This is a genomic window from Streptomyces sp. NPDC002125 (assembly GCF_053593715.1).
The window spans coordinates 160,865-186,348 of sequence record NZ_JBSFDD010000002.1; the positions used below are offsets into that span (position 1 = coordinate 160,865).

24 protein-coding genes are annotated in these 25,484 nt (G+C 72.4%); 10 read left to right on the forward strand and 14 right to left on the reverse strand.

Annotated elements, in window-relative coordinates; genetic code table 11:
* Nucleotides 1-76: 76 nt before the first annotated feature.
* On the forward strand, nt 77-1,417 hold the full coding sequence (locus tag ACWCQM_RS03855; RefSeq protein ID WP_450913747.1) for a DUF445 domain-containing protein: 1,341 nt from the start codon (nt 77-79) through the stop codon (nt 1,415-1,417).
* Between the two features lie 160 nt (nt 1,418-1,577).
* Here ACWCQM_RS03855 and ACWCQM_RS03860 read toward each other — a convergent pair whose 3' ends face one another.
* A complete protein-coding gene (locus tag ACWCQM_RS03860) occupies nt 1,578-1,880 on the reverse strand; it encodes a hypothetical protein (RefSeq protein ID WP_073746389.1) in 303 nt (100 codons plus the stop codon).
* A gap of 96 nt (nt 1,881-1,976) precedes the next feature.
* A complete protein-coding gene (argG, locus tag ACWCQM_RS03865; RefSeq protein WP_450913748.1) occupies nt 1,977-3,425 on the reverse strand; it encodes an argininosuccinate synthase in 1,449 nt (482 codons plus the stop codon).
* Nucleotides 3,426-3,543: 118 nt separating this feature from the next.
* On the opposite strand from argG, the gene ACWCQM_RS03870 reads away from it, so the two are divergent.
* Complete coding sequence (locus tag ACWCQM_RS03870; protein WP_450913749.1) at nt 3,544-3,858, forward strand: hypothetical protein; 315 nt, start codon at nt 3,544-3,546, stop codon at nt 3,856-3,858.
* Between the two features lie 209 nt (nt 3,859-4,067).
* On the opposite strand, the gene ACWCQM_RS03875 is transcribed toward ACWCQM_RS03870, so the two are convergent.
* The 3 genes from ACWCQM_RS03875 to ACWCQM_RS03885 form a co-directional block, all read right to left on the reverse strand.
* Complete coding sequence (locus ACWCQM_RS03875) at nt 4,068-4,847, reverse strand: DeoR/GlpR family DNA-binding transcription regulator (RefSeq protein WP_450913750.1); 780 nt, start codon at nt 4,845-4,847, stop codon at nt 4,068-4,070.
* A 27-nt stretch (nt 4,848-4,874) separates the two neighbouring features.
* Nucleotides 4,875-5,717, reverse strand: a complete 843-nt coding sequence (locus ACWCQM_RS03880; protein WP_450913751.1) for a class II fructose-bisphosphate aldolase — start codon at nt 5,715-5,717, stop codon at nt 4,875-4,877.
* A gap of 150 nt (nt 5,718-5,867) precedes the next feature.
* Nucleotides 5,868-6,275, reverse strand: coding sequence for an excalibur calcium-binding domain-containing protein (locus ACWCQM_RS03885; protein WP_450913752.1), 408 nt, complete (start codon nt 6,273-6,275; stop codon nt 5,868-5,870).
* Here ACWCQM_RS03885 and ACWCQM_RS03890 point away from each other — a divergent pair.
* Nucleotides 6,230-6,373, forward strand: a complete 144-nt coding sequence (locus tag ACWCQM_RS03890; RefSeq protein WP_450914091.1) for a hypothetical protein — start codon at nt 6,230-6,232, stop codon at nt 6,371-6,373. The two genes, ACWCQM_RS03885 and ACWCQM_RS03890, sit on opposite strands and share 46 nt — an antisense overlap.
* Before the next feature lie 148 nt (nt 6,374-6,521).
* On the forward strand, nt 6,522-7,478 hold the full coding sequence (ku, locus tag ACWCQM_RS03895; RefSeq protein WP_450913753.1) for a non-homologous end joining protein Ku: 957 nt from the start codon (nt 6,522-6,524) through the stop codon (nt 7,476-7,478).
* Between the two features lie 109 nt (nt 7,479-7,587).
* Here the strand turns inward: ku and ligD are convergent, their stop codons facing one another.
* From ligD to ACWCQM_RS03915, 4 genes are all read right to left on the reverse strand, one after another.
* Nucleotides 7,588-8,547, reverse strand: coding sequence for a non-homologous end-joining DNA ligase (gene ligD / locus ACWCQM_RS03900; protein WP_450913754.1), 960 nt, complete (start codon nt 8,545-8,547; stop codon nt 7,588-7,590).
* Between the two features lie 80 nt (nt 8,548-8,627).
* The gene (locus tag ACWCQM_RS03905) at nt 8,628-9,968 is read right to left on the reverse strand and encodes an SGNH/GDSL hydrolase family protein (protein ID WP_450913755.1); all 1,341 of its coding nucleotides are present in this window, start codon (nt 9,966-9,968) and stop codon (nt 8,628-8,630) included.
* A 229-nt stretch (nt 9,969-10,197) separates the two neighbouring features.
* Nucleotides 10,198-11,877, reverse strand: coding sequence for a cellulase family glycosylhydrolase (locus ACWCQM_RS03910; RefSeq protein ID WP_450913756.1), 1,680 nt, complete (start codon nt 11,875-11,877; stop codon nt 10,198-10,200).
* Nucleotides 11,878-12,089: 212 nt separating this feature from the next.
* Nucleotides 12,090-12,764, reverse strand: a complete 675-nt coding sequence (locus tag ACWCQM_RS03915; RefSeq protein WP_450913757.1) for a hypothetical protein — start codon at nt 12,762-12,764, stop codon at nt 12,090-12,092.
* A 453-nt stretch (nt 12,765-13,217) separates the two neighbouring features.
* Here ACWCQM_RS03915 and ACWCQM_RS03920 point away from each other — a divergent pair, with 453 nt between their 5' ends.
* The 4 genes from ACWCQM_RS03920 to aac(3) all read left to right on the forward strand — a co-directional run bounded on the left by ACWCQM_RS03920 (nt 13,218) and on the right by aac(3) (nt 17,001).
* Entirely contained in the window at nt 13,218-13,895 is a 678-nt protein-coding gene (locus tag ACWCQM_RS03920; RefSeq protein ID WP_450913758.1) for a response regulator transcription factor, read from the forward strand.
* Nucleotides 13,896-13,906: 11 nt separating this feature from the next.
* A complete protein-coding gene (locus ACWCQM_RS03925; RefSeq protein WP_450913759.1) occupies nt 13,907-15,019 on the forward strand; it encodes a sensor histidine kinase in 1,113 nt (370 codons plus the stop codon).
* A gap of 95 nt (nt 15,020-15,114) precedes the next feature.
* Nucleotides 15,115-16,107 (forward strand): endonuclease/exonuclease/phosphatase family protein, encoded by a 993-nt coding sequence (locus ACWCQM_RS03930; RefSeq protein ID WP_450913760.1) that lies wholly within the window; start codon nt 15,115-15,117, stop codon nt 16,105-16,107.
* 27 nt (nt 16,108-16,134) lie between these two features.
* Entirely contained in the window at nt 16,135-17,001 is an 867-nt protein-coding gene (aac(3), locus tag ACWCQM_RS03935) for an aminoglycoside 3-N-acetyltransferase (protein ID WP_450913761.1), read from the forward strand.
* A gap of 9 nt (nt 17,002-17,010) precedes the next feature.
* Here the strand turns inward: aac(3) and ACWCQM_RS03940 are convergent, their stop codons facing one another.
* The 3 genes from ACWCQM_RS03940 to ACWCQM_RS03950 form a co-directional block, all read right to left on the reverse strand.
* Complete coding sequence (locus tag ACWCQM_RS03940; protein WP_450913762.1) at nt 17,011-17,877, reverse strand: AraC family transcriptional regulator; 867 nt, start codon at nt 17,875-17,877, stop codon at nt 17,011-17,013.
* Nucleotides 17,878-17,973: 96 nt separating this feature from the next.
* Nucleotides 17,974-19,032, reverse strand: coding sequence for a HEAT repeat domain-containing protein (locus tag ACWCQM_RS03945; protein WP_450914083.1), 1,059 nt, complete (start codon nt 19,030-19,032; stop codon nt 17,974-17,976).
* 5 nt (nt 19,033-19,037) lie between these two features.
* On the reverse strand, nt 19,038-19,706 hold the full coding sequence (locus tag ACWCQM_RS03950; RefSeq protein WP_450913763.1) for a HEAT repeat domain-containing protein: 669 nt from the start codon (nt 19,704-19,706) through the stop codon (nt 19,038-19,040).
* Between the two features lie 155 nt (nt 19,707-19,861).
* Here ACWCQM_RS03950 and ACWCQM_RS03955 point away from each other — a divergent pair, with 155 nt between their 5' ends.
* Nucleotides 19,862-20,944: a tyrosine-protein phosphatase gene (locus ACWCQM_RS03955; RefSeq protein ID WP_450913764.1), complete on the forward strand. Its 1,083-nt coding sequence runs from the start codon at nt 19,862-19,864 to the stop codon at nt 20,942-20,944.
* A 21-nt stretch (nt 20,945-20,965) separates the two neighbouring features.
* On the opposite strand, the gene ACWCQM_RS03960 is transcribed toward ACWCQM_RS03955, so the two are convergent.
* Entirely contained in the window at nt 20,966-22,090 is a 1,125-nt protein-coding gene (locus ACWCQM_RS03960; RefSeq protein ID WP_450913765.1) for a MarR family transcriptional regulator, read from the reverse strand.
* Nucleotides 22,091-22,655: 565 nt separating this feature from the next.
* On the opposite strand from ACWCQM_RS03960, the gene ACWCQM_RS03965 reads away from it, so the two are divergent.
* Nucleotides 22,656-23,120, forward strand: a complete 465-nt coding sequence (locus ACWCQM_RS03965) for a hypothetical protein (protein WP_450913766.1) — start codon at nt 22,656-22,658, stop codon at nt 23,118-23,120.
* Between the two features lie 79 nt (nt 23,121-23,199).
* On the opposite strand, the gene ACWCQM_RS03970 is transcribed toward ACWCQM_RS03965, so the two are convergent.
* Nucleotides 23,200-25,407, reverse strand: coding sequence for a HelD family protein (locus ACWCQM_RS03970; protein WP_450914084.1), 2,208 nt, complete (start codon nt 25,405-25,407; stop codon nt 23,200-23,202).
* Between the last annotated feature and the right edge of the window lie 77 nt (nt 25,408-25,484).

Here is a 25,484-nt window from a genome sequence, read left to right on the forward strand (position 1 = left end):
CGTGCGGCCCAGGAGTAGGTGAGGTAGGGACAATGCGTACGGCACGGCGTGGCGCGTACGCGGACGGGTGGAGCGGATGGAACAGGACGCGGGACAGGGAACGGCCGGGATGGCCGGGGCTCCGGACGGGGGGCGGCCGAGGCCGCCGTCCGGCGGGTTCGCGTACACCGCCGCCGATGAGGAGAAGCGGCGCGGGGTGCGCCGCATGAAGACCACCGCCACAGGGCTGCTCCTGCTCGTCGCGCTCGTGTACGTCCTCGCCACCTGGGCGGAGAACGCGGGTGTGGGCGGCTGGCCGGGCTTCGTCGCTGCGGCTGCCGAGGCTGGAATGGTGGGTGCGCTGGCGGACTGGTTCGCCGTCACGGCGCTCTTCCGGCGTCCGCTCGGCCTGCCCATCCCGCACACCGCCATCATTCCCACCAAGAAGGACCAGTTGGGGGAGTCACTCGGTTCCTTCGTGGGCGAGAATTTTCTCTCCGGGGACGTCGTTCGTGACCGGATTCACGCCCTGGGCGTCGGTGCGAGGCTCGGGAACTGGCTGGCGGAGCCCGCGCACGCGGACCGGGTGACCGCCGAGCTGGCCACCGCGCTGCGCGGCGCGCTGACCGTGCTGCGGGACTCCGACGTGCAGGCCGTCGTGGGAGAGGCGATCACCCGGAGGGCGGACACGGTGGAAGTCGGCCCGGGGATGGGCAAGATGCTGGAGAAGATCGTCGCGGACGGCGGCCACCGCAGGGTCGTCGACCTCGTCTGCGTACGCGCGCACGACTGGCTGGTCCTGCACGGCGACTCCGTCATGGACGCGGTGCAGGGCGGGGCGCCGGGGTGGACGCCCCGGTTCGTGGACAAGCGCGTGGGGGAGCGGGTCTACAAGGAGCTGCTGCGCTTCGTCACGGAGATGCGCGACATGCCGGGGCATCCGGCGCGCGGCTCCATCGACACGTTCCTGACGGACTTCGCCGCCGACCTCCAGACGGACTCGGACACCCGGGCCAGGGTGGAGCGGCTGAAGTCGGAGATCCTGGGGCGCCGCGAGGTCCAGGACGTCATCGCGTCCGCCTGGTCCTCCGTACGCGCGATGATCATGGCGGCGGCCGAGGACGAGCGCAGCGAGCTGCGGCTGAGGGCCAGGGCCTCGCTGATCTCGCTGGGCGCGCGGCTGGCCTCGGACGAGCGGCTCCAGGCCAAGCTGGAGGGCTGGCTGGAGGACGCCGCGGCGTATGTCGTCACGACGTACCGCGCGGAGATCACCTCGCTGATCAGCGACACGGTCGCGGGGTGGGACGCCGACCAGACGTCGAGGAAGATCGAGGCGCACATCGGGCGCGACCTGCAGTTCATCCGGATCAACGGCACGGTGGTGGGCGCGCTGGCCGGGCTGGCGATCTACTCGGTGTCGCAGGCGTTCGGGGGCTGACGGCTGACGGCTGACGGCTGACGGTCGACGGCCGGGGCCCCGGAGCCGACCGGAGGCGCGCCCGTCCTGTCGTGGCGGGCACGCCCCCGGGTCACGCGGGGAGTTGCTCCTCAGTACGCACCCCGCGGCGCCCGTGTTCAATCCCCGGGCACGGAATTTCTCAGGCGGCGCGCCGGGTGACGGCCCACGAGGCGGCGGCGACACCACCCGCGACGGCGAACACCGAGGGCCAGGCGCCGACCTTCTTGGCGAGCGGGTGCGAGCCGGCGAACGCGGCGACATACGCGAGGGTGAGCCCGGTGGCGGCCTTGGCCCCGGCCTGCCGGTTCCACTCGTACGCCGCCACCGACCCGGCCGCCGCCAGGGCGACGCCGCCCAGCGGACGCTTGCGCGTCCAGCGGGCGATCGCGTACCCGCCGACGAGTCCGCTCGCCGCCACCGCCGCTGCCGGAACCTTCGCCATTGCCGCCACCTTCGCTCTTCCGCTCATCCCTGGTCCGAGGATTCGAGGATAGGCCGCGGGCGGGGCGGGCCGGAGCCCGGCCCGCCCGGTGGCCGGTCAGTCGGTGCCGAACTCCATGGCGGCGCGGTCCAGCAGCTCGTCGTCGCCGGAGACCTCGCCACGGGAGGCGATGGCCTGGGCGCCGCCCTCGGGCATGGTGCCGATCAGGCCGGTCGCCGCCGCCTGGGCGGCGCCGATCAGGGAGGCCTGGGGCGTGCCGACGAGGCCGAGGCTCGCGAACTGCTCCAGCCGGGCGCGCGAGTCGGCGATGTCGAGGTTGCGCATGGTGAGCTGGCCGATCCGGTCGACCGGGCCGAACGCCGAGTCCTCGGTGCGCTCCATGGAGAGCTTGTCCGGGTGGTAGCTGAACGCCGGGCCGGTGGTGTCGAGGATCGAGTAGTCCTCACCGCGCCGCAGCCGCAGCGTGACCTCGCCGGTGACGGCCGAGCCGACCCAGCGCTGGAGCGACTCGCGGACCATCAGGGCCTGCGGGTCCAGCCAGCGGCCCTCGTACATCAGACGGCCGAGGCGCCGGCCCTCGTTGTGGTAGTGCGCGAGGGTGTCCTCGTTGTGGATGGCGTTGACGAGGCGCTCGTAGGCGGCGTGCAGGAGCGCCATGCCCGGCGCCTCGTAGATGCCGCGGCTCTTCGCCTCGATGATCCGGTTCTCGATCTGGTCGGACATGCCCAGGCCGTGGCGTCCGCCGATCGCGTTCGCCTCCATGACCAGGTCGACCGGGGTGGCGAACGACTTGCCGTTGATCGTCACCGGGCGGCCCTGCTCGAAGCCGATCGTGACGTCCTCGACGTCGATCTCGACCGAGGGGTCCCAGAAGCGGACGCCCATGATCGGGTCGACGGTCTCCACGCCGGTGTCCAGGTGCTCCAGCGTCTTGGCCTCGTGGGTGGCGCCCCAGATGTTGGCGTCGGTGGAGTAGGCCTTCTCGGTGCTGTCGCGGTAGGGCAGCCCGTGGGCGACCAGCCACTCCGACATCTCCTTGCGGCCGCCCAGCTCGGTGACGAAGTCGGCGTCGAGCCAGGGCTTGTAGATGCGCAGGTGCGGGTTGGCGAGGAGGCCGTAGCGGTAGAACCGCTCGATGTCGTTGCCCTTGAACGTCGATCCGTCGCCCCAGATCTGTACGTTGTCCTCGAGCATCGCCCGGACCAGCAGGGTGCCGGTCACGGCGCGGCCGAGCGGCGTCGTGTTGAAGTAGGCACGGCCGCCGGAGCGGATGTGGAACGCGCCGCACGCGAGCGCGGCCAGGCCCTCCTCGACCAGTGCCGCACGGCAGTCGACCAGGCGCGCGATCTCGGCGCCGTAGGCCTTCGCGCGGCCGGGCACCGAGGCGATATCGGGCTCGTCGTACTGGCCGATGTCGGCGGTGTAGGTGCACGGGACGGCACCCTTGTCGCGCATCCACGCGACCGCGACCGAGGTGTCGAGGCCGCCCGAGAAAGCGATGCCGACGCGCTCGCCGGTGGGCAGGGAGGTGAGAACCTTAGACATAGGAAGAGTATGCACTCACTCGCATGTATATGCAAATGCTGCGGTGGGCGCCGGTGGGGCCGGCCCGGGGGCGGGGTGCCGCCGGGGTGCACAAGCGTTTACCCCCGGGCCCGCGCTGGTGATGCGCGCCGTCCCGGTCGCCGAGACGGGCGCGGCCAACGGGCTGAACACCCTGATGCGTTCGATCGGCCAGGCGTTCTGCGGCGCCGCCGTGGCCGCCGTACTCGCCAACATGACGTTCCTGGCGGCCGGCCGCCCGGCCCCGACCCTCGGGGCCTGCCGGCTGGTCTTCCTGATCGCAGGGGGCGCCGCGCCGCTGGCCCTCGCGGTGACACTGTGCCTTCCCGGCCACCGCGCGGATGCGGGTACGGTCGGAGGGAAACGCAGGCGCAGCGGCCGTGCACGGGCGATGCCGATCCAGGGGGGCGCATGACCGCCCGAGTCGCCGCAGCGACGCCGGAAACGGCTGCCACCGGCTACGCCCCCGCGCTCCAGCGCTTGGTCGAGGGCTGAACGCCCGGCAGGGGTAAGGTCTGGTCCAACTGACGAGGGGGGCCTCATGTTTTGCAGGGCCATCCGGAGGACTACCGCTGACCCGGGGCCGGGTCGCCCCCGCAGGGCTACCTGTGACCCGGGGCCGGATCACACCCGCAGGACGTCGATCCCCAGATCGGTGAACTCCCCGACGACGTCCTCGGGCGCGTCCTGGTCCGTGACCAGGACGGACACCGCCCCGGTCTCGCAGACCTGGGCGAAGGCCCGGCGGCCGAGCTTGGAGGAGTCGGCGACGACGATCACCGTGCCCGCGCACTCGGCGAGGGCACGGTTGGCCCCGGCCTCGGACTCGTCGTGCGTGGCCGCTCCGAAGCGCGGGTGCACGGCGTCCACGCCGAGGATCGTGTAGTCGAGGGCGAGGGTGCGCAGCACGGAGTCGACCAGAGGGCCGACGAGTTCGTACGAATTCGGCCTGGCCACCCCGCCGGTGACGACGATCTTCACCTGGGGTCGCACGGCCAGCTCGTTGGCGATGTTGATCGCGTTGGTCACCACCGTCAGCGCCGTGCCCCCGCCCGAGGGCTCGGGGCGCAGAGCCAGTTCCCTGGCCACCTCGGAGGTCGTCGTACCGCCGTTGAGGCCGACCGTGGAGCCCGTCGGGACCAGCTCGGCCGCGGCTTTGGCGATGCGCTGCTTCTCGTCCGCCCTGCGGGCCGCCTTGTAGCGCAACGGCAGGTCGTAGGCGACGGCGCTCACCACGGCGCCGCCCCGGGTGCGGGTCAGGAGATTCTGCCGGGCGAGCTCGTCCAGGTCGCGTCGGACCGTGGCGGCGGAACAGCCGAGCTGCTCGGCCGCGTCGAGTACGTCGAGATGCCCCTGGTCGCTGAGGATCTCCAGCAGCCGGGTCCATCGGGTGTGTGCCGCCACCTGGTCCTCCTTGTCCGGAGCGAAACCCTATCTCCCGGGCCGGGCGAGGACGCCCAGCAGGCGTGTCACCTCGGCGGCGACCGCGTCGCGGGCCGGGCCGAGGTACTTCCGCGGATCGGCGGCCTCGGCATGGGCGTCCAGATAGGTGCGGACCGCCCCGGTGAACAGCTTGTTGAGGTGCGTGGAGATGTTGACCTTGGTCATGCCGGCGCCGATCGCCGCCGCGAGGCCCGCGTCCCCGACCCCCGACGAGCCGTGCAGCACGAGCGGCACGCCCACCGCGTCGCGCAGCCGGGAGATCAGCGCGAAGTCGAGCACGGCGTCGCGGGTCAGCATCGCGTGCGAGCTCCCGACCGCCACCGCGAGCGCGTCCACCCCCGTCGCCTCGACGAACGCCCGCGCCTCGGCCGGATCGGTGCGCACGCCCGGGGCGTGCGCACCGTCCTTGCCCCCGATCTCCCCGAGTTCGGCCTCCACCCAGACCCCGTGGCCGTGGCAGAAGGCGGTGATCTCACGCGTCGCGTCGACGTTCTCGTCGTACGGGAGCTTCGACGCGTCGAACATGACGGAGGTGAAGCCGAGCCGGACGGCCTCGCGGACCAGCTCCGTCGACTCGGCGTGATCGAGGTGCACGGCCACCGGAACACCCGCCGCCCGCGCTACGGCCAGCGAGGCGAGCCCGATCGGTTCGAGGGAGCCGTGGTAGCGGGCGGTGTTCTCGCTGACCTGGAGGATCACCGGCAGCCGGGCGGCCTCCGCCCCTGACGCGATGGCCTGGGCGTGCTCGATCTGCACGACGTTGAAGGCCCCGACGCCCGTCGCGTCCCTGCGTGCGCCGTGCGTGATGTCACCGGTGGATATGAGCGGCATGGGCGTCCTTCGCGGATCGGGCTGCGTGAACCGTGGGCGAATGGTGCTCGAAGTTGCTTATTTATAGCGCGTTTGAAGCACATTAGAAAAGGCCAGCCGCCCCCGGCGAGGGCCGGGGGCGGCTGTGAGGTGGGGTGGGAGGGGAAGTTGCTACTCGCAGGCGACTCCGTCGCCGTCCCGGTCGAGGTGGGATCCGTATCCAGGGTCCCCGCGGTGGATGGGGGCGGCCCCTGCGGCGCGTACGGCGGTGCAGTTGGCGTAGTAGGTGCCGCTTCCGCCAACGGAGCCCCCGCTCGAACTGCCGCCGGAGGTTCCTCCGCTCGATCCCGACGATCCGTACGGCTCGCATCCGACTCCGTCGCCGTCCCGGTCCAGATGGGCGGCGTAACCCGGTTCGCCGCGCCTGACGGGGGCCGCCCCCGCGGCGCGCGGCGTCGCAGTTCTCGTAGTGCACGGAGGGCTTCGCCGGCTTCGCCTTCGGTGTCCGGGCGGTTGTCGGGGTCGGCGTCGGGGTGACCCCGGCCAACGTCCTCGACGCCTGCCGCCTGGAGGTGGCACCCGAGCAGGAACGGTTCGTTTCCCCGGTCGCCGAGATGAGCGAGGACCAGGTCGTCGGCGAGCTGGAACTGGCGCGCGCCCGCCCCGGACCCCGGTGATCCACATGCGGACCGGGAGCCGGGGCGCGAGGATCGGGGTACGGGCGGTGGCCCGGGTCGCGTCTCGGCCCTCTCGGGCTGGTTCTCCCTTCCAGACGCGCCGGTCCGCCTCCCGGCCAGACGACCAGGGGGACAGCTGGAGGTACGGATGCCGCGGCCCCTGTGGACCGGAGCGATCAGCTTCGGACTGGTGACGATCCCGATCAAGGTCGTGTCGGCCACCGAGAACCACTCGATCTCCTTCCACCAGTACCACCGCGAGGACATGGGCCGTATCCGCACCCGCAAGGTGTGCGAGATCGACGGCAAGGTGCTCTCCCAGGACGAGATCGGCAAGGGGTACGAGGTCGCCAAGGACCGGACCGTGCCCGTCACCGACGAGGAACTCGACCGGATGCCGCTGCCGACGGCGAAGGCCATCGAGATCGTCGCGTTCGTCGAGGCGGACAGCATCGATCCCGTCCGGATCAGCGACAGCTACTACCTCGCGGTCGACGGCCAGGTCGCGGCCAAGCCGTACACCCTGCTGCGGCAGGCGCTGGAGCGCAGCGACAAGGTCGCCGTCGCGAAGTTCGCCTGGCACAACCGCGAGCGGCTCGGCCTGCTGCGGGTGCGGGAGGAGGCCATCGTGCTGCACGCGATGCGCTGGCCGGACGAGATCCGCAGCCCCGAGTCCCTGGCCCCCCGGGAGACGGAGCTCGACGAGGGCGAGATCGAACGGGCCGTGCAGCTCACCGACAGCATGGCCCTGGACGACATCTCCGGCTTCCGCGACCACTACAGGGAGGCCCTGGAGAAGCTCCTCGCGGCCAAGTCCGAGGGCAAGGCGCTCCCGGCGGCGGCCGGGGGCGAGGAGGAGGAGCCCGGAAAGGTCATGGACCTGATGGCGGCGCTGAACGCGTCGGTTAAGGCGGCCAAGGAGACCCGGGGCGAGGACGCGACCGTCCACGAGATGACGCCCGGCAAGCCCCGCGCCCGGAAGAAGGCGGCCCCCGCGGCGAAGAAGCGGACAGCCGCCAAGAAGACGACGACGGCGGCGAAGAAGACGACGGCGAAGAAGCAGCAGCCGGCGAGGACCGCCGCGAAGAAGCGGACCGCCTCCTGATTCCGGCCCGCCCGGTCCGGGTGGGACCTGCTGACCGATGCCGTCCGGGGCCAGGCCCGGCGGAATGCCCTGTCCCAGGTCGTCCGGGCCCGGGTCCGGGCGGGACGTCCTAACCGATGTCGTCCGGGGCCAGGTCCGGCCGCAGCCGGTGCCAGGAGGGCTGGCGCAGCCGCCCCGCCCTCGTCCGGGTCGAGTAGCGCACCTCGCCGACGAGCCGTGGCAGCACCCACCGCGCCCCGGCGACCGGCGGTGTCTCGTCGAAGGGGCAGGTGTCGACGGCCGCGACCCGCAGCAGCTCGGCGAGCCTGTTCCGCTCGGCGTCGCTCCACCCCGTGCCGACGCTGCCCGCGTACCGCAGACCGCCCGGGTGCCGTTCCCCGACCAGCAGGGCACCGGGCAGGCCGCCCAGCCTGCCGCGGCCGGGCACCCAGCCGCCGACGACGACGTCCACCGTGCGGGCATGGCGGATCTTGATCCACGTACGGGCGCGGACCCCCGGCTCGTACACCGAGCTCAGCCGCTTGGCGACCACGCCCTCCAGACCGGCTTCCCGCGTCATGGCCAGGGCCTCCTCGCCGTGCCCGACGACCACCGCCGGCGTCGACCAGCGCGGTCCGTGCAGCCCGAGCCCCTCCAGCTCCGCCCGCCGCTCCGTGTACGGCAGCGGTACGAGGCTCCGCTCGCCCAGGAACACCGCGTCGAACAGCACCAGGTGGGCGGGGACCCGCTGCGCCATGCGGGCGGCCCTGGCCGGTGATCCGGACAGCCCCATCCGCGACTGGAGCCGCTCGAAGTCGCTGCGCCCCTCGCTGTCCAGCGCGACGATCTCGCCGTCCAGCACCGCCGGGACGCCGCCGAGCGCGGGACCCAGCGCCGCGAGATCCGGATAGGCCGGAGTGATGTCCGCCCCGGACCTGGCCAGCAGCCGGACCGACCCGTCGCCCGGCAGATAGACCATGGCGCGCTGGCCGTCCTGCTTCACCTCGTACGCCCACTGGTCGGCGGTCGCACCGGGCGGCAGCCGGCCGGGGGTGGCGAGCATGGGGGCGACGCGGGGCAGGGAGGCCATGGCTGCACCATCTCAGGCGAAACGCCGGCCGGCCCGCGGACACCACCTGTCCACGGGCCGGGCGCGACGGTTCCCGGCCGTCAGTTGTAGCCGAAGCCCCGGGGGAGCGGGGCCTGCCGGAACAGCCGGGTCGGCACGGCGTCGGCCAGTGCCTGGTAGCCCGCCGGGTTGAGGTGGAGGTGGTCGCCGGTGTCCAGGGAGGCCAGCAGCTGCCGGGGCGCCCGCGGGTCGCGCACGGTCCGGTCGAAGTCGATCACGCTGTCGAAGCGTCCGCTCGTACGGATCCAGGTGTTGACCGTCTGCCGGGCCTGCTCGCGGTGGCCGTCCGGGTCGTCGTAGCCGGTGTTGCCGCCCAGGGGCGTCAGCGTCGCCCCGTACACCCGGATGCCGTGGGTGTGGGCCCGGGTGATGATCTGCTCGTACGCCGCGATCACATCGGCCGCGACCTGCTTCTGGGCGGCCGGAGTCGCCTCGGCCGTGCCGATGTCGTTGATGCCCTCGAAGACGAGCAGCCAGTCCACCCCGCTCTGGGACAGGACGTCACGGTCGAGGCGGGCCAGGCCGTTGGGGCCGAGGCCGTCGTTGAGCAGCCGGTTGCCGCCCGCCGCCTGGTTGACCAGGGCCGTCTTCGACGTGGCCGCGCCGGACGCCAGCCGCTTCAGCAGCAGGTCGGGCCAGCGGTCGTTCCCGTTCGTCGTGGAGCCCCGGCCGTCGGTCAGCGAGTCACCGAGCACGACGGCCGCCGAGGTGGTGTTCCGGGACCAGACCTCGACGCCGCTGAGGAAGTACCAGTGGTCGGTGGGTGTCGCCCCCGGCAGGTCGGCCTCGGTGACATGGTCCCCGGCGCGCAGATAGGACGTCGTACGCGAGCCGGGGTGCGAGGTGATGGACGTGGAGGCCTGACCGGTCGCCAGATACACCGTCGCCGTGAGGTTGGACCCCGGCGCGAGCGTGAAGTCCAGCGGGTCGGAGACCGCCTGGGCACCGGCCGGCACCGACACCGACGACCGGCCCTGGAAGGTCACGGCCCGTGTGGTCCCCGCCTCGACCGCGCTGGTGCCCGCCCTGCCGTCGAGCGGCAGGGCCACGGACACCTTGGTGATCGGCAGCACCGCGCCACCGAAAGCATTCGAGAAGCGCAGCCGGATGTGCTCACCGCCCGCCGAGACATGGACCGTCTGACGCAGGGTCGCGTCCCGGAGCACCGAGCCCTCCTGGGTGAACGGCGCCGGGGGCATGTTGCCCGGCTCGGTCAGCTGCGGCATGGACGTCCAGGTGCTCACCCAGCGGGCGTTGCGCTCGTCGGGCGCGGCCGAGCTGCCAGGGCCTTTGCCGTCCCCGGCGCCGAGCGCGGGGGAGACGACGGCGGCGGTCAGCACCGCGGCGGCGAACAGGCTGAGGGTCGACGATCTTCGGATCACGGTGGTGCTCCCTCTGGCTGGGTGGGGGAAGCAGGGTGAATCCAAGGATGTGGACGGCGTCTTCACTTGCGTCCGAGGATTCGAGCGGCACGCTAGCCGCTCGAATTAATTTCGGTCAATGCTCCGAAAGCTTCGAAAACTTTCGTGCCCCAAGCCCGCCGGCCCGCCGCTCGGGGAACGCGCGAGGCCGGCGGGGTGGTGCCCCGCCGGCCGGAGAGCCGGTCCCGGATCAGGCCGTCGTGCAGGTGTTTCCGCTGAGCTTGAAGGTGGTCGGGGCGGTGTTGGTGGTGCCCGTGGTGCCGGTGAAGCCGAGCGTGACGGTGCCGTTCACGGGGATCGCGGCGGTGTAACCGGCGGGGGCGACGCTCACCGAGGCGCCGGTCTGCGTGGGCGTCCCGCCCCACATGTTGGAGACGGTCTGGCCGTTGGCGAAGTCGAAGGCGAGGTTCCAGCCGTTGATGGCGGCGGTGCCGGTGTTGCGGATGGTGATCTCACCCTGGAAGCCGTTGGGCCACTGGCCGACCACCTTGTAGCCGACGGAGCAGCCCACACCCGGCGTGGGGACGGTCGCGTCGGTGGTGACGGCGACGGTGGCCGAACGGGTCGAGCGGTTGCCCGCCGCGTCCCTGGCGTAGACGGCGAAGCTGTACGCCGTCTGCGCGGTGAGGCCGGTCACCGTGACGCTGTTGGTGGTCGACGAGGCGGCGGCGGTCTCGGTGCCGCCGCTGACGCGCACGACGTCGTAGCCCGCGATGGCAACGTTGTCGGTCGCCGCAGGCCATGCCAGGGTGGCCGAGGTCGCCGTCACCGCGGAGGCGGTCGGGGTGCCCGGGGCGGTCGGGGCCTGCGTGTCGCCCGGCTGGGTGCCGCCGAAGACGGTGGCCTCCTTGGACGTCTGCGCGATGCCGTTGGCGCCGTGGAAGATCCGCTCGCCCCAGGAGCTCAGCCGGCTCGGGTCGAAGTCGATCGCCAGGTCCAGGATCGGGTCGGTGTTGCCGCTCCAGGACCACGCCAGATAACCGAGGTCGAGCTGCTCGGCCGTGGCCATCATGGTGTCCTCGTCCGGGTCGCCCCACTGGTCGGCGGGTCCGCCGAACTCACCGATGAGGATGGGCAGTCCGGCATTGACGAAGGCGTTGAGATAGTCGGTGACCGCCTGCGCCGTGTTGTAGACGCTGTACATGTGGATCGAGAAGATCAGGTTGCCCGTGGTGTCGGCGTCGTACACGGCCTGGGCGTTGGCGCGCATGACGCCCTGCCAGTCCTGGCCCCAGTTGGGCGCGTCCACCATGATCGTGTGCTGGAATCCGGCGGCGCGGAGCTTCTGCACGGCGGCGGTCGTCGGCGCGGTCCAGCCGGCGGGGTCGGTGTTGCCCCACGGCTCGTTGCCGATGTTGACGATGACGTAGTCCTCTTCGCCCGCGAGTACGTCCTTGAGGCTGATCCAGTAGTCGGCGGCGTGGTCCAGCGTGCCCGCCGCGGCGTCCTCGCCGTAACCGGTGGTGTCGTGCACCTCCAGGACGCAGATCAGCCGGTTGGCCTTGCAGTCGTCGACGATGCCCGCGACCTCGTCCGGGCCGTTCCTCGTCCAGCGGTGGCCGTCGGAGAGGACGACGCGGACGGTGTTGGCGCCGAAGGCCTTGATGTCGGCCAGCGACTGCGTCTCACCCGGGTACCAGGTGTGCGCGTGGTTGACGCCGCGCATGACGAAGTCGTTGCCGTTGCCCTCCAGCAGACGGCCGTTGCTGATGTGCAGGCCGGTGGCGGCGGCCTTCACCTGCTCGGTCTCGGCGGCCTGGGCGGCGGCCGGGCCGAGAGCGCCGAGGAGGGTGACGCCGAGAAGAGCGGCGAGGCTCCTCATCACCACCCTCAGGGGGCTCTTTCGTGCCGTACTCGTTGCTGTTCTCACTGCGACTCCAGAAAAGGGGTGAGCGCCGGATGAACCGAACATCGAACACATCGGACGGATCGCACATCGATAAGACGTGGGAGCGCTCCCATAAAGCCAGCTAGGCAGGGGCACGTCAAGACATCGCGCACAGTCCGGCGTTCGGACCGTGCGTCGTCCCCTGCCGTTCGCCGGGCTCCGCGCCGCGCGGGCGCGGGCCCGGCCGCCGGCCGTCAGGCCTTGCTGGTGCAGATGGCGTCGTACGGGCGGCCGGGGCTCGGGAAGAGCTCGATGGGGTTGTCGGCCTCGGCCGGGCATTCCTCGGCGGTCTTGGTCAGGGCGAGCACCTTGTTCCCGCCGCTCGCGCAGGGCACTTCCTTCGCCTGGTCGTCCACGCAGTCACCCACGACGAGCTGCCCGCCGCCCGCGCCCGCGTCTCCGGGGTGGTCGTCCGAGAGGTTGCGGCCGCAGATGGTCTTGCTGGGCAGGCCGGCGCTGGCGTCCCCGCCGAAGGACACCTTCACCGAGATGATCTCGTCGGTGCCGGCGGGACACTCGACGGCACCGGCGAAGATCTCGCCGTCCTTGACCTCCAGCGCCTTGATCGTCGCCTTGGGGTCGTCGCAGTCGAGGGGCTGGAAGCCGTCCTTGGACTGGCTGGTGTCCGGTCCGGCGCAGTCGCCCGCCTTCCAGTCCTTGGCCGCGTGGCTGCCGCCGCCCGACGACCCGTTGTTCTTCTTCGAGGACCCGCCGCCGCTGTCCGAAAAAGGCCCGCACGCCGTGGTCGCCCCGAGCACGAGGGCGACGACCAGGGCCCCCTTCGCGCAGTTCCGGAGGGCCGCACGGCCGCCGCGCGGGGACGGGGAGGCGAGGGTGTTCCGGGTGCTGGTGCTGCCGTGGACGGTCATGCTGCTCCTTGAACGCGTGGCGTGTTCCGCACGGCACCCACTGTGACCCGCGCGGCAGTTCGGGCCTGAGGACGGCCGAATCGCGCGGGGCGGTTCCCGTGGCGCGCCAAGCGGTCGGGATCGACACGGAGCCGATACGGAACGGCCTCCGGGGAACGATTTCCGTCGCCGGGCGGGCGCGGCCGGAGCACCTGCCGAGGAGCCCCGCGAGTGCGGCCGGAGCGCCCGGCAGCGGTGGCCGAAACACGCGGCCGAAGCGCGCGGAGCGCGCGACCGGAGTGACCGGAAGCCCTCGCCCCCAGCGGCCGGAGCTGGCCGAAAGCCCCCGCCCCCAGCGGCCGGAGTGACCGGCAGCCCCGCCCCCAGCAGCCGGAACGTCCCGCCGGAGCACCCCCGGGCGCCCGGGCGGTTTTCGATACGCCGACGATATGTGCCGGATCGTAACCTCGGTGCATGCGTGTACTGATCGTCGAGGACGAGCTCTACATGGCGGAGGCCATTCGCGACGGCCTGCGCCTCGCCGCGATCGCGGCGGACATCGCGGGCGACGGCGACACCGCCCTGGAGCTGCTGGGCGTCAACGCGTACGACATCGCCGTCCTCGACCGGGACATCCCCGGGCCCAGCGGTGACGAGATCGCCGCGCGCATCGTCGCGTCGGGCAGCGGCATGCCGATCCTCATGCTCACGGCCGCCGACCGTCTCGACGACAAGACCACCGGGTTCGAACTCGGCGCCGACGACTACCTCACCAAGCCCTTCGAACTCCAGGAGCTCGTGCTCAGGCTCAGGGCGCTCGACCGCAGGCGTGCGCACAGCAGGCCGCCCGTGCGGGAGATCGCGGGCCTGCGGCTGGACCCGTTCCGCCGGGAGGTCCACCGCGACGGCCGCCCCGTCGCGCTGACCCGGAAGCAGTTCGCGGTGCTCGACGTCCTCACCGCCGCCGAGGGCGGTGTCGTCAGCGCCGAGGAGCTCCTGGAGCGGGCCTGGGACGAGAACACCGGCCCGTTCACCAACGCCGTGCGCATCACGGTCTCGGCGCTGCGCAAGCGGCTCGGCGAACCCTGGATCATCGCCACCGTGCCGGGCGCCGGATACCGCATCGACACCGGGAGCGAGGGGGAGGGATGAAGGCGGCGGCCGTGGACAGGGCTCCCGGACTGAGCGTCCGCCTGAGACTGACCCTCAGCTACGCCGGATTCCTCATGCTGGCCGGTGTCCTGCTGCTCGCGGCGGTGTGGGTGTCGCTGCTGCTCTTCATGCCCGAGATGGGGGCCAGCCCCGAGGGGCCGCTGAGCCGCTCCGGCTTCCTGCGTATCTTCGTGCCGATCGGGGGCGTGGGGATGGTCTTCCTGCTGGTCTTCGGCCTCCTGGGCGGATGGATTCTCGCCGGGCGCATGCTCGCCCCGCTGACCCGCATCACGGACGCCGCGCGGGCCGCCGGCAACGGGTCGCTCTCCCACCGCATCCGGCTGGAGGGCCGCGAGGACGAGTTCCGCGAACTCGCCGACGCCTTCGACGACATGCTCGCCCGGCTCGAAGCACACGTCGCCGAACAGCGGAGATTCGCGGCCAACGCCTCGCACGAACTGCGCACCCCGCTGGCCGTCTCCCAGGCGCTCCTCGACGTGGCCCGCAACGATCCGGCACAGGACCCCGTGAAGCTCTTCGACCGCCTCCACACCGTCAACGCCCGGGCGATCGACCTCACCGAGGCGCTGCTCGTGCTCAGCCGCGCCGACCAGGGGGCCTTCACCAGGGACGCCGTCGATCTGTCCCTGCTCGCGGAGGAGGCCACCGAGACGCTGCTCCCGCTCGCCGAGGAGCGCGGTGTCACCCTCGACACGGCCGGTGACGCCGCCCCCGCCTTCGGGTCGCAGGCGCTCCTGCTCCAGCTGACGACGAACCTGGTCCACAACGCCGTCGTCCACAACCTGCCCTCCGGGGGCTCCGTGCGGGTCAGGACCGGCGTCGCACCCGGGAGCGCGACGCTCACCGTCGAGAACAGCGGGGAGAAGCTCTCGCCGCAGCTGGTCGCGACCCTCACCGAACCCTTCCAGCGGGGCACCGGGCGCGTGCGCGACGCGCACCGCACGGGTGTCGGCCTGGGCCTGGCGATCGTCAGGAGAATCGCCGAGGCGCACGGCGGGACCCTCACCCTCACCCCGCGCCCCGAGGGCGGCCTCCGGGTCGCCGTCCGGCTTCCGCACCACGACTCCTCCAGCACTCCACCGTCAGGGGCACCCGAACAGTGAGCGAAACAACGCGGGAACGGAACGACACACGGCAGCAGGTCCGAGCCGCCGAACGCCCGGGTCTCCGGCGGACGGTCAGCAGGACCGTCCGCCGGGTGACGGGCGCCGCGTCCCGGCCTGACCCCTGGAAGCGCGGCCCGGTGCTCGTGGCGCTCGCGCTGCTGCTGGGCCTGACCCTGCTGTTCCACGCGCGCGTCCCGAACCGGATCTGGAACCTCGGCAGCCTGGTGGAGACCGCTCTGCCGTGGCTCGGCCTGTTCGTGCCGGTGCTGCTGGCCCTGGCGCTGTGGCGCCGCTCCGCCTCCGCGGTGGTCGCGCTGCTGCTGCCGGCCGTCGTGTGGACGTCCCTCTTCGGCGGTCTGCTCGGCGACAGGTCCCGCCCGGGCGGCGACCTCGTCGTGGCCGGCCACAACGTCGGCGCGGGCAACACCGACCCGGCGGGCACCGCCCGCGACCTGGTCTCCTCGGGCGCTGACGTGCTGGGGCTGATGGAACTGGACCAGAGGGACGCCCGTACGTACGAGAAGGAGCTGGCGGAGGCGTATCCGTACCACGCGGTGCTGGGCACGGTCGGGCTGTGGAGCAGGCTGCCGCTGTCGGACACCCGCGCGGTCGACACCGCGATGGACGCCGGGCCGCTGGGCGACAGCAAGCCGGCCGAGGTCAAGCTGGCCTACAACAGGGGCCTGCGCGCCACGGTGGCCACGGAACACGGGCCGCTGGCGGTGTACGTGGCGCACCTGGGGTCCGTACGCGTCAATCCCCGGGCGGGCTTCTGGACGGACTCCCGGGACAGGAACGCGCAGGCGCTCGCCGAGGTCCTCGCCGCCGAGAAGAGCGAGCGGGTGGTGCTGCTCGCCGATATGAACGGCACCACGGACGACCGCGCGCTGGACGGCATCACCTCGCAGCTGCGCTCCGCCCAGGAAGAGGCCGGGGACGGATTCGGATTCAGCTGGCCCGCGCGGTTCCCCGTGGTGCGGATCGACCAGATCCTCGTCAGGGGAGTGGAGCCGGAGAGCTCCTGGGTGCTGCCGTCGACCGGCAGCGATCACCGGCCGGTTGCCGCCGAAATCAGTTGGGGGTGAACGCTCCGGGAGCGGTAGCGTCGCGCCATGGACGCACCGCCCCCGGACCATGCCGCCCTGCTCGCCCGCGCCCACGGCCCCGTCACCAGGAGCCGGCTCGTCCGTGATCTGACGGCGCTCGGTCTCGGCGCGGGTGACGTCGTCATGTTCCATACGCGGATGTCCGCCATCGGTTATGTGGCGGGCGGCCCCCCGACCCTCATCGGCGCCCTGCGGGACGTCGTGGGGGAGCGGGGGACCCTGATGGTGACCTGCGGCTGGAACGACGCCCTGCCGTACGGCTTCAGCGAGTGGCCGAAGCCCTGGCAGGACGCCGTACGCGCCGAACATCCGCCGTACGACCCGGAGTCGAGCGAGGCGGACCACGACAACGGCCGCCTCCCCGAGGCCCTGCGCCGCTGGCCCGGGGCCGTCCGCAGCAGGCACCCCGATGTGAGCCTCGCCGCGCTCGGGCCCGCGGCCACCGCGCTGACGGCAGACCATCCGTGGGACGACCCGCACGGCCCCGGCAGCCCACTGGCCCGGCTGGTCGAGCTGGGCGGCAGGGTGCTGATGCTGGGGGCCCCGCTGGAGACCCTCACCCTCCTGCACCACGCCGAGGCGCTCGCCGACGCGCCGGGCAAGCGGTTCGTGGAGTACGAACAGCCGCTCCTGGCCGACGGCCGCCGCGTCTGGCGCCGCTTCCGCGACATCGACTCCTCGGGCGGGGCCTTCGACTACTCCGCCGTGACGCCCGAGGGCCAGGACCCGTTCGAAACGATCGTCCGGGACATGCTGGCCGCCGGAATCGGACGCCGGGGCAGCGTGGGCGCGGCAGGCAGCCACCTCTTCGAAGCCGGTGAGGTCCTGGAGTTCGGCCTCACCTGGCTGCGCGAGAAGGTGGGCGCCCGCTGACGGACCCGCTCAGCCGGCGGACCGCTCCACCGGAATCCACAGCTGCGCGTCCCCCCGCGCCCCGCCGTCCGAGAGCCGCACGCTCAGGATCTCGGGCCCCGGCCTGCTCCCGTACGGATTCGACGGGAACCACTGCGTGAACACGTCCCGCCACATGTACTGGAGCGACTGGGGAAACGGCCCGGAGTCCTCGAAGACGGCCCACAGGCCCGCCGGGACGTCGAGGGAGTCCAGGTCGTCGGGCACCTCGGCGCCCGACACCACCCCGTGGTAGTAGTCGAGTTCGGTCCCCTCCGCGCGGCTGGGGTCGAGCTGGTCGCTGACCCCGACGATCCCGGCGGGCTCCTGGTCGGCCAGCGCGGCGACGCGTTCCAGCGTCTCGGGGGCGAGGGACCGGATGAACTCGGCGATCGCCGGATTCGCCCCTTCGTGGACGAGCGGTACGCGCACCTTCTTCCCGATGACCCGGAACGCGTCCTTGTCGACGATCCTGTATCGCATGCTGCTGCTCCCTTCGATGATGAGGCGGAAGGACATCCGGGGCTGGGAGTTCAGTGCCGCACCGGTCCGCCGGGCCTCGCCCGGGCCCACACCGTGCATGGTGCGGAACGCCCGGGCGAAGGCCTCGCCCGAGCCGTAGCCGTAGCGCGTCGCGATGTCCAGCAGCGTCCGCTCACCGGCGAGCACCTCGGCGCCCGCCACGGTCAGCCTCCTGCGCCGGACGTACTCCGACAGCGGGAGACCGGCCAGCGCGGAGAACATCCGCCGGAAGTGGTACTCCGACGTCATCGCGATGCGCGCCAGGCCCTCCACGTCGACCGGCTGGTCGAGGTGGGACTCGATGTGCTCCATGGCCTGGTTCAGCCGGTCCAGCATCCCGGACTCCTTCCTTCACACCAGCTCACGCTAGGGAGGACCCACCCTGCCCGACCCGACATCCTGTGCCCGATGCGGTCGGGTACGGGGCGTGGTTCAGGCGGACCCGCGCAGGGTGAGGACGTAGGCCGCGGTGAGGGCCACGGCACGGTCCTCGTCGTGCGACAGCTCCTCCAGCGCGTGTGACGCCGTGGAGCCGGGGACGTCCGCGAGCGCCTGGGCGATTCGGCGGCGTACGGACGGGGGGACGGCGCCGTGCGCGAGAGGCCGGACGAGCGCGGCGGCGATCTCGTCGGAGAGCGCCGTGGCTGTCCCGTCGGGCAGCTCCGTGGTGGTCCCGTCCGAAGGCGCGGGCGCCGGGCGGTTCGCCAGTGCGGCCAGCACATCGGCCGCGTCCACGTCGTTGACCCCGTCCACGACCATGCCGACGAGTGTCGGGACCGCGTCGGCGTCCCCCCGCGCCCCGAGCGCCAGAGCCGCGCGCCGGCGGACCACGACATCGACGTGGCCGAGGGCGCCCCGCAGGAGCCCGGCCGCCGCCTCACCCGGGATCGCGGCGAGGGACAGCGCGGCGCGTTCGCGTACGTCGGCGGACGGTGAGCCGAGGCCCTTCGCCAGCAGCACCGGTCCCTCGTCGCCCGACTGCGCCAGGGCCCACCGCAGGGCTCCGGCGACGTTCGTGTCCCCCTCGCTCAGCACCGCCTCGACCAGGGCTTCCACCGGAACGGGAGCCTCCTCGGCCGCCTCCAGGGCCGCGCGCTGGCGCTGCCCCGCGCTCTTGGACCCCAGCCCCTGGAGGAGCGCGACGGTCTGGAGCACGTCGTCCCAGCCGGCGGGTCCGGCGGCGCCGATCCGGCCGAGCCGCGTGAGCAGCGCCTCCTCGGCCGCGATGCGTTCCCGGGTCCGCCGGATCAGGTCGTCGACGAGCTTCGAGGGCGCGAAGCCGGGATCGTCCAGCGCCTGCCCCACCTCGCGCAACGACAGCCCCAGCGACCGCAGGCTCTCGATGTGGAAGACGCGGCGGATGTCCTCGCCGGAGTACGAGCGGTAGCCGCCGCCGGTGCGTCCCTCGGGGCGCACCAGGCCGAGCGACTCGTAGTGCCTGAGCATGCGGGCGCTGACCCCGGACCGCCGTGCCACCTCGCCGATCAACACACCCGTCATCCCTCCTGGTCGTTCCCGCCCAGGGCCACGATGCGCTTCGCCTCCTCGATCGCGAACCCGAATCCGGCATCCGGGTCGCGCAGCAGCCTCTCCGTCGCGAGCGCATGCTGCCGCACCCGGGGGTCCGGAGCCGTCCTCGCGGCCCGGAGCGTCTCCACGCTCACCTCACCGAGGGCGACCAGCGCCCGGCTCAGGCTGAGCTGCGTCTCGCGCCCGCCGCGCCCGAGCTGCGTCGCCAGCACGGCCGCCAGGCCGTGCTCGTCCCCCTCGGGCACGAGCACGACGGCCGCGCGCCAGGCGCTCCGCGCCACCTCGTCGTCGGCGTCGGTCAGCAGCGCCCCGGTGATAGCCGGCCATGCCCGCCGGTCCCCGATCTTCGACAGGGTGTGCAGGGCCTGGCTCCGCGCCTGCGCGGTCTCCGAGCCGAGTTCGGCGACGAGCCCGGGGACCGTCACCGACGGCTCGTGGCGGGTGAGCGCCCAGGTGAGCAGTTCGCGCACCTGGAAGTCGGGCTCGGTCGCGCACCGCTCGACGAGCGTGCCGACGTACGCCGCGTCCGGGGCCGATCCGACCGCCATCGCCGCCCGCAGCCGTACGGACGCGTCGCCGTCCTCCAGAGCCCGCAGGGCCTTCCCCGCCTGTGTGTCCTGCCGTGCCGTGGTCATCGGGACCACCTCCTCGGCCCCAGTGAAGACGTTGTCACGGTGACAAGGTCAAGCGGAGCCGTCCACGACCTGCGGAGCAGGGTGTTCGGCCCGGCTTCCCGCTGTGTTCACCGGCCATTCCGGCGGGAATCGTCAAGCCCTCAGAAGATCCATGCATGACGCACATAACCCGTGTAAAGGCCTCTTCCTGCGCCCTGGCCGCCGCGCTCCTCGTCGGTATCGCCGCACCCGCCGTTTCGGCGCACGGCGCCCCCGCATCCCCCGCCCGCGACTCCCACGCGCGCATCCCGTTCACCCAGGCGAAGGTCACCGCGCAGGACGACGGCTCGTACACGGTGGAGTGGAAGGCCCCCGGCACGCACCGCGTCGCCGTCAAGGCCGGTGGGCGCACCGTGGCCTCCGGCGGGGCGACGGGCAAGGTCACGGTGCGGGGGCTGGCCGCCGCCGACCGCCAGTGGTTCGACCTGGTGCCCGAGCGGGGCGGCTCCCTGCACCTCGCCGACCGGCTGATCAAGCTGGAGGGGACCGTCAACTTCCGTGACGCGGGCGGCTACCGCACCGCCGACGGCCACTGGGTGAAGATGGGCGAGATCTACCGCGCCGACGCGCTCGACAAGCTCACCGCCGCCGACCTGGCGAAGCTGAAGCGGCTGTCCGTCCGCACGGTCTTCGATCTGCGCATGGAGTCCGAGCGCACGGCCGCGCCCGACCGCGTCCCGGCCGGTGCCACGCACGTCGTCGCCGACGTCCTGGCGGGGTCGCCCACCTTCACCGCCATGCCGACGACGCCCGAGGAGGGCGTCGCGATGATGGTCGAGGGCGAGAAGTTCATGGTCAGCGGCGACACCGCCAAGGCCGCCTACCGCACGGTCTTCGCCGGGGCCGCGGACGACTCCTCGCGAGCCGTCGTCTTCCACTGCACGGCGGGCAAGGACCGTACGGGCTGGGCGAACGCCGCTCTGCTCACGGCGCTCGGCGTACCGCGCTCCACGGTCATGGAGGACTACCTCGCCTCCAACGACTACCGCGCCGAGGCCAACGCCGCCGCGCTCGCCTCGATGCCCGCCGCGCAGGCCGCGGTGTACAAGCCGCTGCTGGACGTGCGCGCCGAGTACCTCAACTCCGGCTTCCAGGAGGTCTCGGAGAAGTTCGGCTCGTTCGGCGCGTACGAGAAGAAGGCGCTCGGCCTGGACGCCAAGGACATCCGCGACCTGAAGCGGGACCTGCTGGTGGGCTGACCTGCCCGGACCACTCGCCGATCAGGGGGACTTGAGCAGGTCACGCAGCCCCGCCGCGAGCGTACGCACCTCCTGCTCGCTGGGCCGGCCGACGGGGAGCCCGGGCGCGACGGCGTCGCCCCGGGCGGGCGGCCGGCACGGGCGGCAGAGGCCGTCGACGAGGGCTTCCGCGCGGCCGGGCGCCCCGCACCCGGTGCACTCCAGCATCACCCGGTGCACGGGTGCGCCCGGCGCGGGCGGTGCCGGGGCGGCGGGCACGTGCGGCGGGATCTTGTCGGTCAGGCGGCGGCGGACGAGGCCGACGGGGGACTCGACCCGGGCGGGCAGCCCGGCGACGAGGGCCTGCGTGAGGTAGTCCGTGTCCACACCGCGCGCGAGCCACCCGGCGGCCTGGGGCTCCAGGACCGCGCAGTCGGCGGCGGACAGCGTCAGCCGGGAGTCGATACGCCCGAGCCGCGCCAGCGCGAGGTAGGCGGGGGAGTGCTCGGCGGGCGCGGGGGTGGCCCGCTGCTGCGGCACGACGGGGGAGGCGGCGGGCGCGGGCGGCGCGACGGGCTCGGCCGGGGGTGCCGACACCGCGGGCGCCGGTACGTCGCTCGTCGGGGCGGGAGGCAAGGGGGCTGCGGGCGAGGGGGCGGCGGGCGAGGGGGCGGCGGGCGAGGGGGCAGTGGGTGCCGGTGCGGCGGGCTCGGGTACGGCCGTCGCCGGTGCTGCGTGCTCGGACTCCACGGCCGTGGGCGCCGCTGCCGGGGTGAACTCCGTGGCCGCCCACCACTCGTTGTCGCGGGCGGTGCGCGACCAGAACGTCCGCGAGACCCAGCGGACCTGGCCCAGCTCGCCGACGAGGCACCGTACGCGGCGCAGATGGCCTGCGGTGGCCAGGGCCTTCAGCGCGGAGCCCACGGCCTGCTGGCCGTACAGGGGGAGCTGCTTGGCGAGGCTCTTGACGTCCATCGACGCGCCGTCGGGCAGATGGTCGATGAACCCGGCGACATACCGCTCGCGGGCGGGAAGCAGCGCGAAGTCGGCAGCGCTGCGGGGGAGTTGGTCCGGCATGGAGCGCTTGCCGTAACCGGGCTTGGCCATCGTGTACGGGCGCGAGAGTGCGGGGGTGCTCACGGCGGAGCTAGGGTGCTGGATAGCCACGGGATCGCCTCACGATCTTGCGGTGAGACCCCGGCCCGGTGCTCCAACACCATGTCGGGGTCGCTTGTTTCTCGCACCGTAGGCACTCGCCACGCTCCGCCGCAAGTTGGTCACGATTAGTCATACTTGCTGGCCGTGACGGGGCAGGGAGGTCGGGGAGGTTTTCCCAACCACCCTTCTTTCCCTACCGGTCAAAGGAATCGCTCGAATCCCGGATCTCGTGTCCCGGCCCTCGAATCCCGAAGCTCGGGCTTCGGGCGGAATGCCTGATTCCGGCCCTCGAAAGAGTGAACCGGGTGATCCCGGAGCTCGAATCCCGAGATCCGAGCGCCGAGCCCCGGGGGTCGAGGGTCGAGGTCCGAGCGCCGAGCCCCGGGAGTCGAGGGTCGAGGTCCGAGCGTCGGGAACCGGGCCTCGAACAGCGAGCGCCGGACATGTTCGCACCCAGTCAAAAAGGGACCGAACTCTGACTTTGTCACAGCGGGGCAACCACCCAGCACGCCTCCGCTTTTGGCCATGATCCCTGGATACGGTTCCCGAAATCACTGGCGCAACAGGAGGTTTCATGAGGCTCAAGCGTGTGGGTCGGGCCGGTTCCGTCGGGGCGTTGGTCGCCGCCTCGCTCGGCGCGTCGATCGTGCTGACCCCGGCCCCGGCATCCGCGGACAGCGCGTGGGAGTGTTACGGCACCCAGGTCAAGCGCTGCGCCACCGTCTGGTGGGACCGGGCCACCGACACCTACCAGGCGCGGGCGAAGATCACCGACGCCACCGGTGGCAACAACTACTCGGTCAAGGTCACCAATGTGAAGCTCCAGCGCTTCAACGGCACCGGCTGGGTGACCGTGAAGTCCAAGCAGGACTACGACGGCTGGTTCGCGACCACGGACTCGGCGGCCACCGCCAAGATCGACCCGTGCAAGTGGCCGACGAACAGCTTCGGCGTGGTGGCGACGTTCAGCTGGAAGGGCGCCTCCGCCGGCGAGAAGACCTGGCGTCCCAACATGGGCTGGGGCCACGCCTGCAACTGACGACCCACGGCCCGCGACCGCCCCGCACCGAGTCGACCGGTGCGGGGCGGACGCGTTCCCCGGTGTCCTCGCGCACCGCTCAGCGCAGCGCCTCCGGCAGCTCCTCCCGGTGCACGATGCCCAGGCGCTGCGTCGCGCGGGTCAGCGCCACGTACAGATCGCTCGTCCCGAACCGCCCCGGCTCCACGACCAGCACATGGTCGAACTCCAGGCCCTTGGCCTCGCGCGGGCCGAGCAGCACCACGGCACGGGTCAGGTCGGGTTCGGCGCCCGGGGTGATCCCGTCGAGCGGGGCCGCGATCTCCTCGTGCAGCTCACGCGGCGCGATCACCGCGAGGCGCCCCTCCGCGGGGGTCAGCTCCGCGACGGCCCGCGCCACCGCGCCCGCCAGATCCTTACCGCAGTCCCGCGTCCACGGCTCCTCACCCGTGGACCGGACCGACCCGGGCGGCTCGAAGGACGGGTCCTCGGCCCGTACGACCCTGGCCGCCAGCTCCATGATCTCGGCGGGCGTGCGGTAGTTGACCCCCAGCCGCACATGCTCGAAGCGGTCGTCGACGTACGGTTCGAGGATCTTCTGCCACGATCCGACGCCCGCCTCCTCCGAGGTCTGCGCCGGGTCGCCGACCAGGGTCAGCGAGCGGGTCGGCGACCGGCGCATCAGCAGCCGCCACGCCATCGGCGACAGCTCCTGCGCCTCGTCGACGATGATGTGCCCGAACGCCCAGGTCCGGTCGGCCGCTGCCCGCTCGGCCGCGCTCCGGTGGTCGGCCTCCTCCTGCCGCTCGGCCATCCGCTCGGCGTCGATGATGTCGTGGGCCGCCAGTACCTCCGACTCCTCGTCCTCGAACTCGAACGACTCCGAACCCCGCGACAGCTCCAGCACCCCCTGCGCGTAGGCCACCCGTTCCTGCCGCTCGGCCTCGGCCGCGGCCAGCGCGGCACTGTCGTCGGACCCGAGCAGCTCGGCCGCCTCGTCCAGGAGCGGCACATCGGCCGGGGTCCACTCCGCGCCGGGGGCGCGCCGGACGGCCTCGGCGTCCTCGTCGGACAGATACACCGGCTCGGCCAGATAGTCGGCGAGGAAGCCCTCGGGCGTGAGCAGCGGCCACAGTTCCGCCACGGCGGCGTGCACCTCCTCGCTCGCGGCGACGGCCTTGCCGAGCTGGGCGATGTCGTCCGCGCCGAGGAAGTTCGGGCCGCCGTAGGGGTCGGCGCCGATGCGCTCGGTGAGCTGCGCGGTGAGCGCGTCGATCACCTGGAACGCGAAGTACGGACGGGCCAGGTTGTGCGGCAGCCGGGTCTCGCGGGCCGCCTGCCGGGCCTCGTAGGCGATCTCCCAGTCCAGGACGAGGTCGCCGTCGTCGTGCGGGACGACCATCGGGGCGCCGGGCTCGGGCAGCCCCTGCCGGTCGCGTACGGCGAGGGCCAGCGCCTCGGCCATCCCCGCGCCGCCCTTGACGGCCGCCGCGCGGGGGGTGTCGGTGCCCCGGGCGTGGACACCGGGGAACAGCTCGGCCTGGGTGGCCAGCATGACGCCGGTCTCACCGAGGGCGGGCAGGACCTCACCGATGTAGCGGAGGAAGGCCGGGTTGGGGCCCACGACCAGGACCGCGCGCTTGGCCAGCAGCTCCCGGTGCTCGTACAGCAGGAAGGCCGCCCGGTGCAGCGCGACCGCCGTCTTTCCCGTGCCGGGGCCGCCCTCGACGACGAGGACGCCGCGGTGCGGGGCACGGATGATGCGGTCCTGCTCCGCCTGGATGGTCCGCACGATGTCGCCCATGCGGCCGGTACGCGCCGAACCGAGCGCGGCGAGCAGCACCGCGTCACCGCTCGGGTCCTCGAAACCGCTGCGCTCACGGTCCCCCAGATCGAGGATCTCGTCGTGCAGCTCGGTGACCGTACGGCCCTCGGTGGTGATGTGTCTGCGCCGGCGCAGCCCCATGGGCGTATGCCCGGTGGCGAGATAGAACGGCCGCGCGACCGGCGCCCGCCAGTCGATCAGCAGAGGCGTGTGATCGGGGTCGTCCTCACGAATTCCTATACGGCCGATATGGTGCGCGGCACCGTCGGCCGGATCGATACGGCCGAAACAGAGCGAACCGTCCACCGCATTCAGTGCGGCCAGCAGACCGGAACGCTCGGCGACGAGCACATCGCGTTCATGACGGGCCTGCAAGCCGTTCCCGACCGGGGTCAACGCGTCCTCGACATGCTGAGCGGCCTCGCCGCGCAGCGCGTCGACACGGTCGTACAGCCGGTCGATGAATTGCTGCTCCTTCTGCAATTCAACGTTTTCGCGAGTTGACAAAACCGCTCCCTGCCGGATATGGTGTTGCTTGTTGGCCCCCGGTGAGGGGCCTT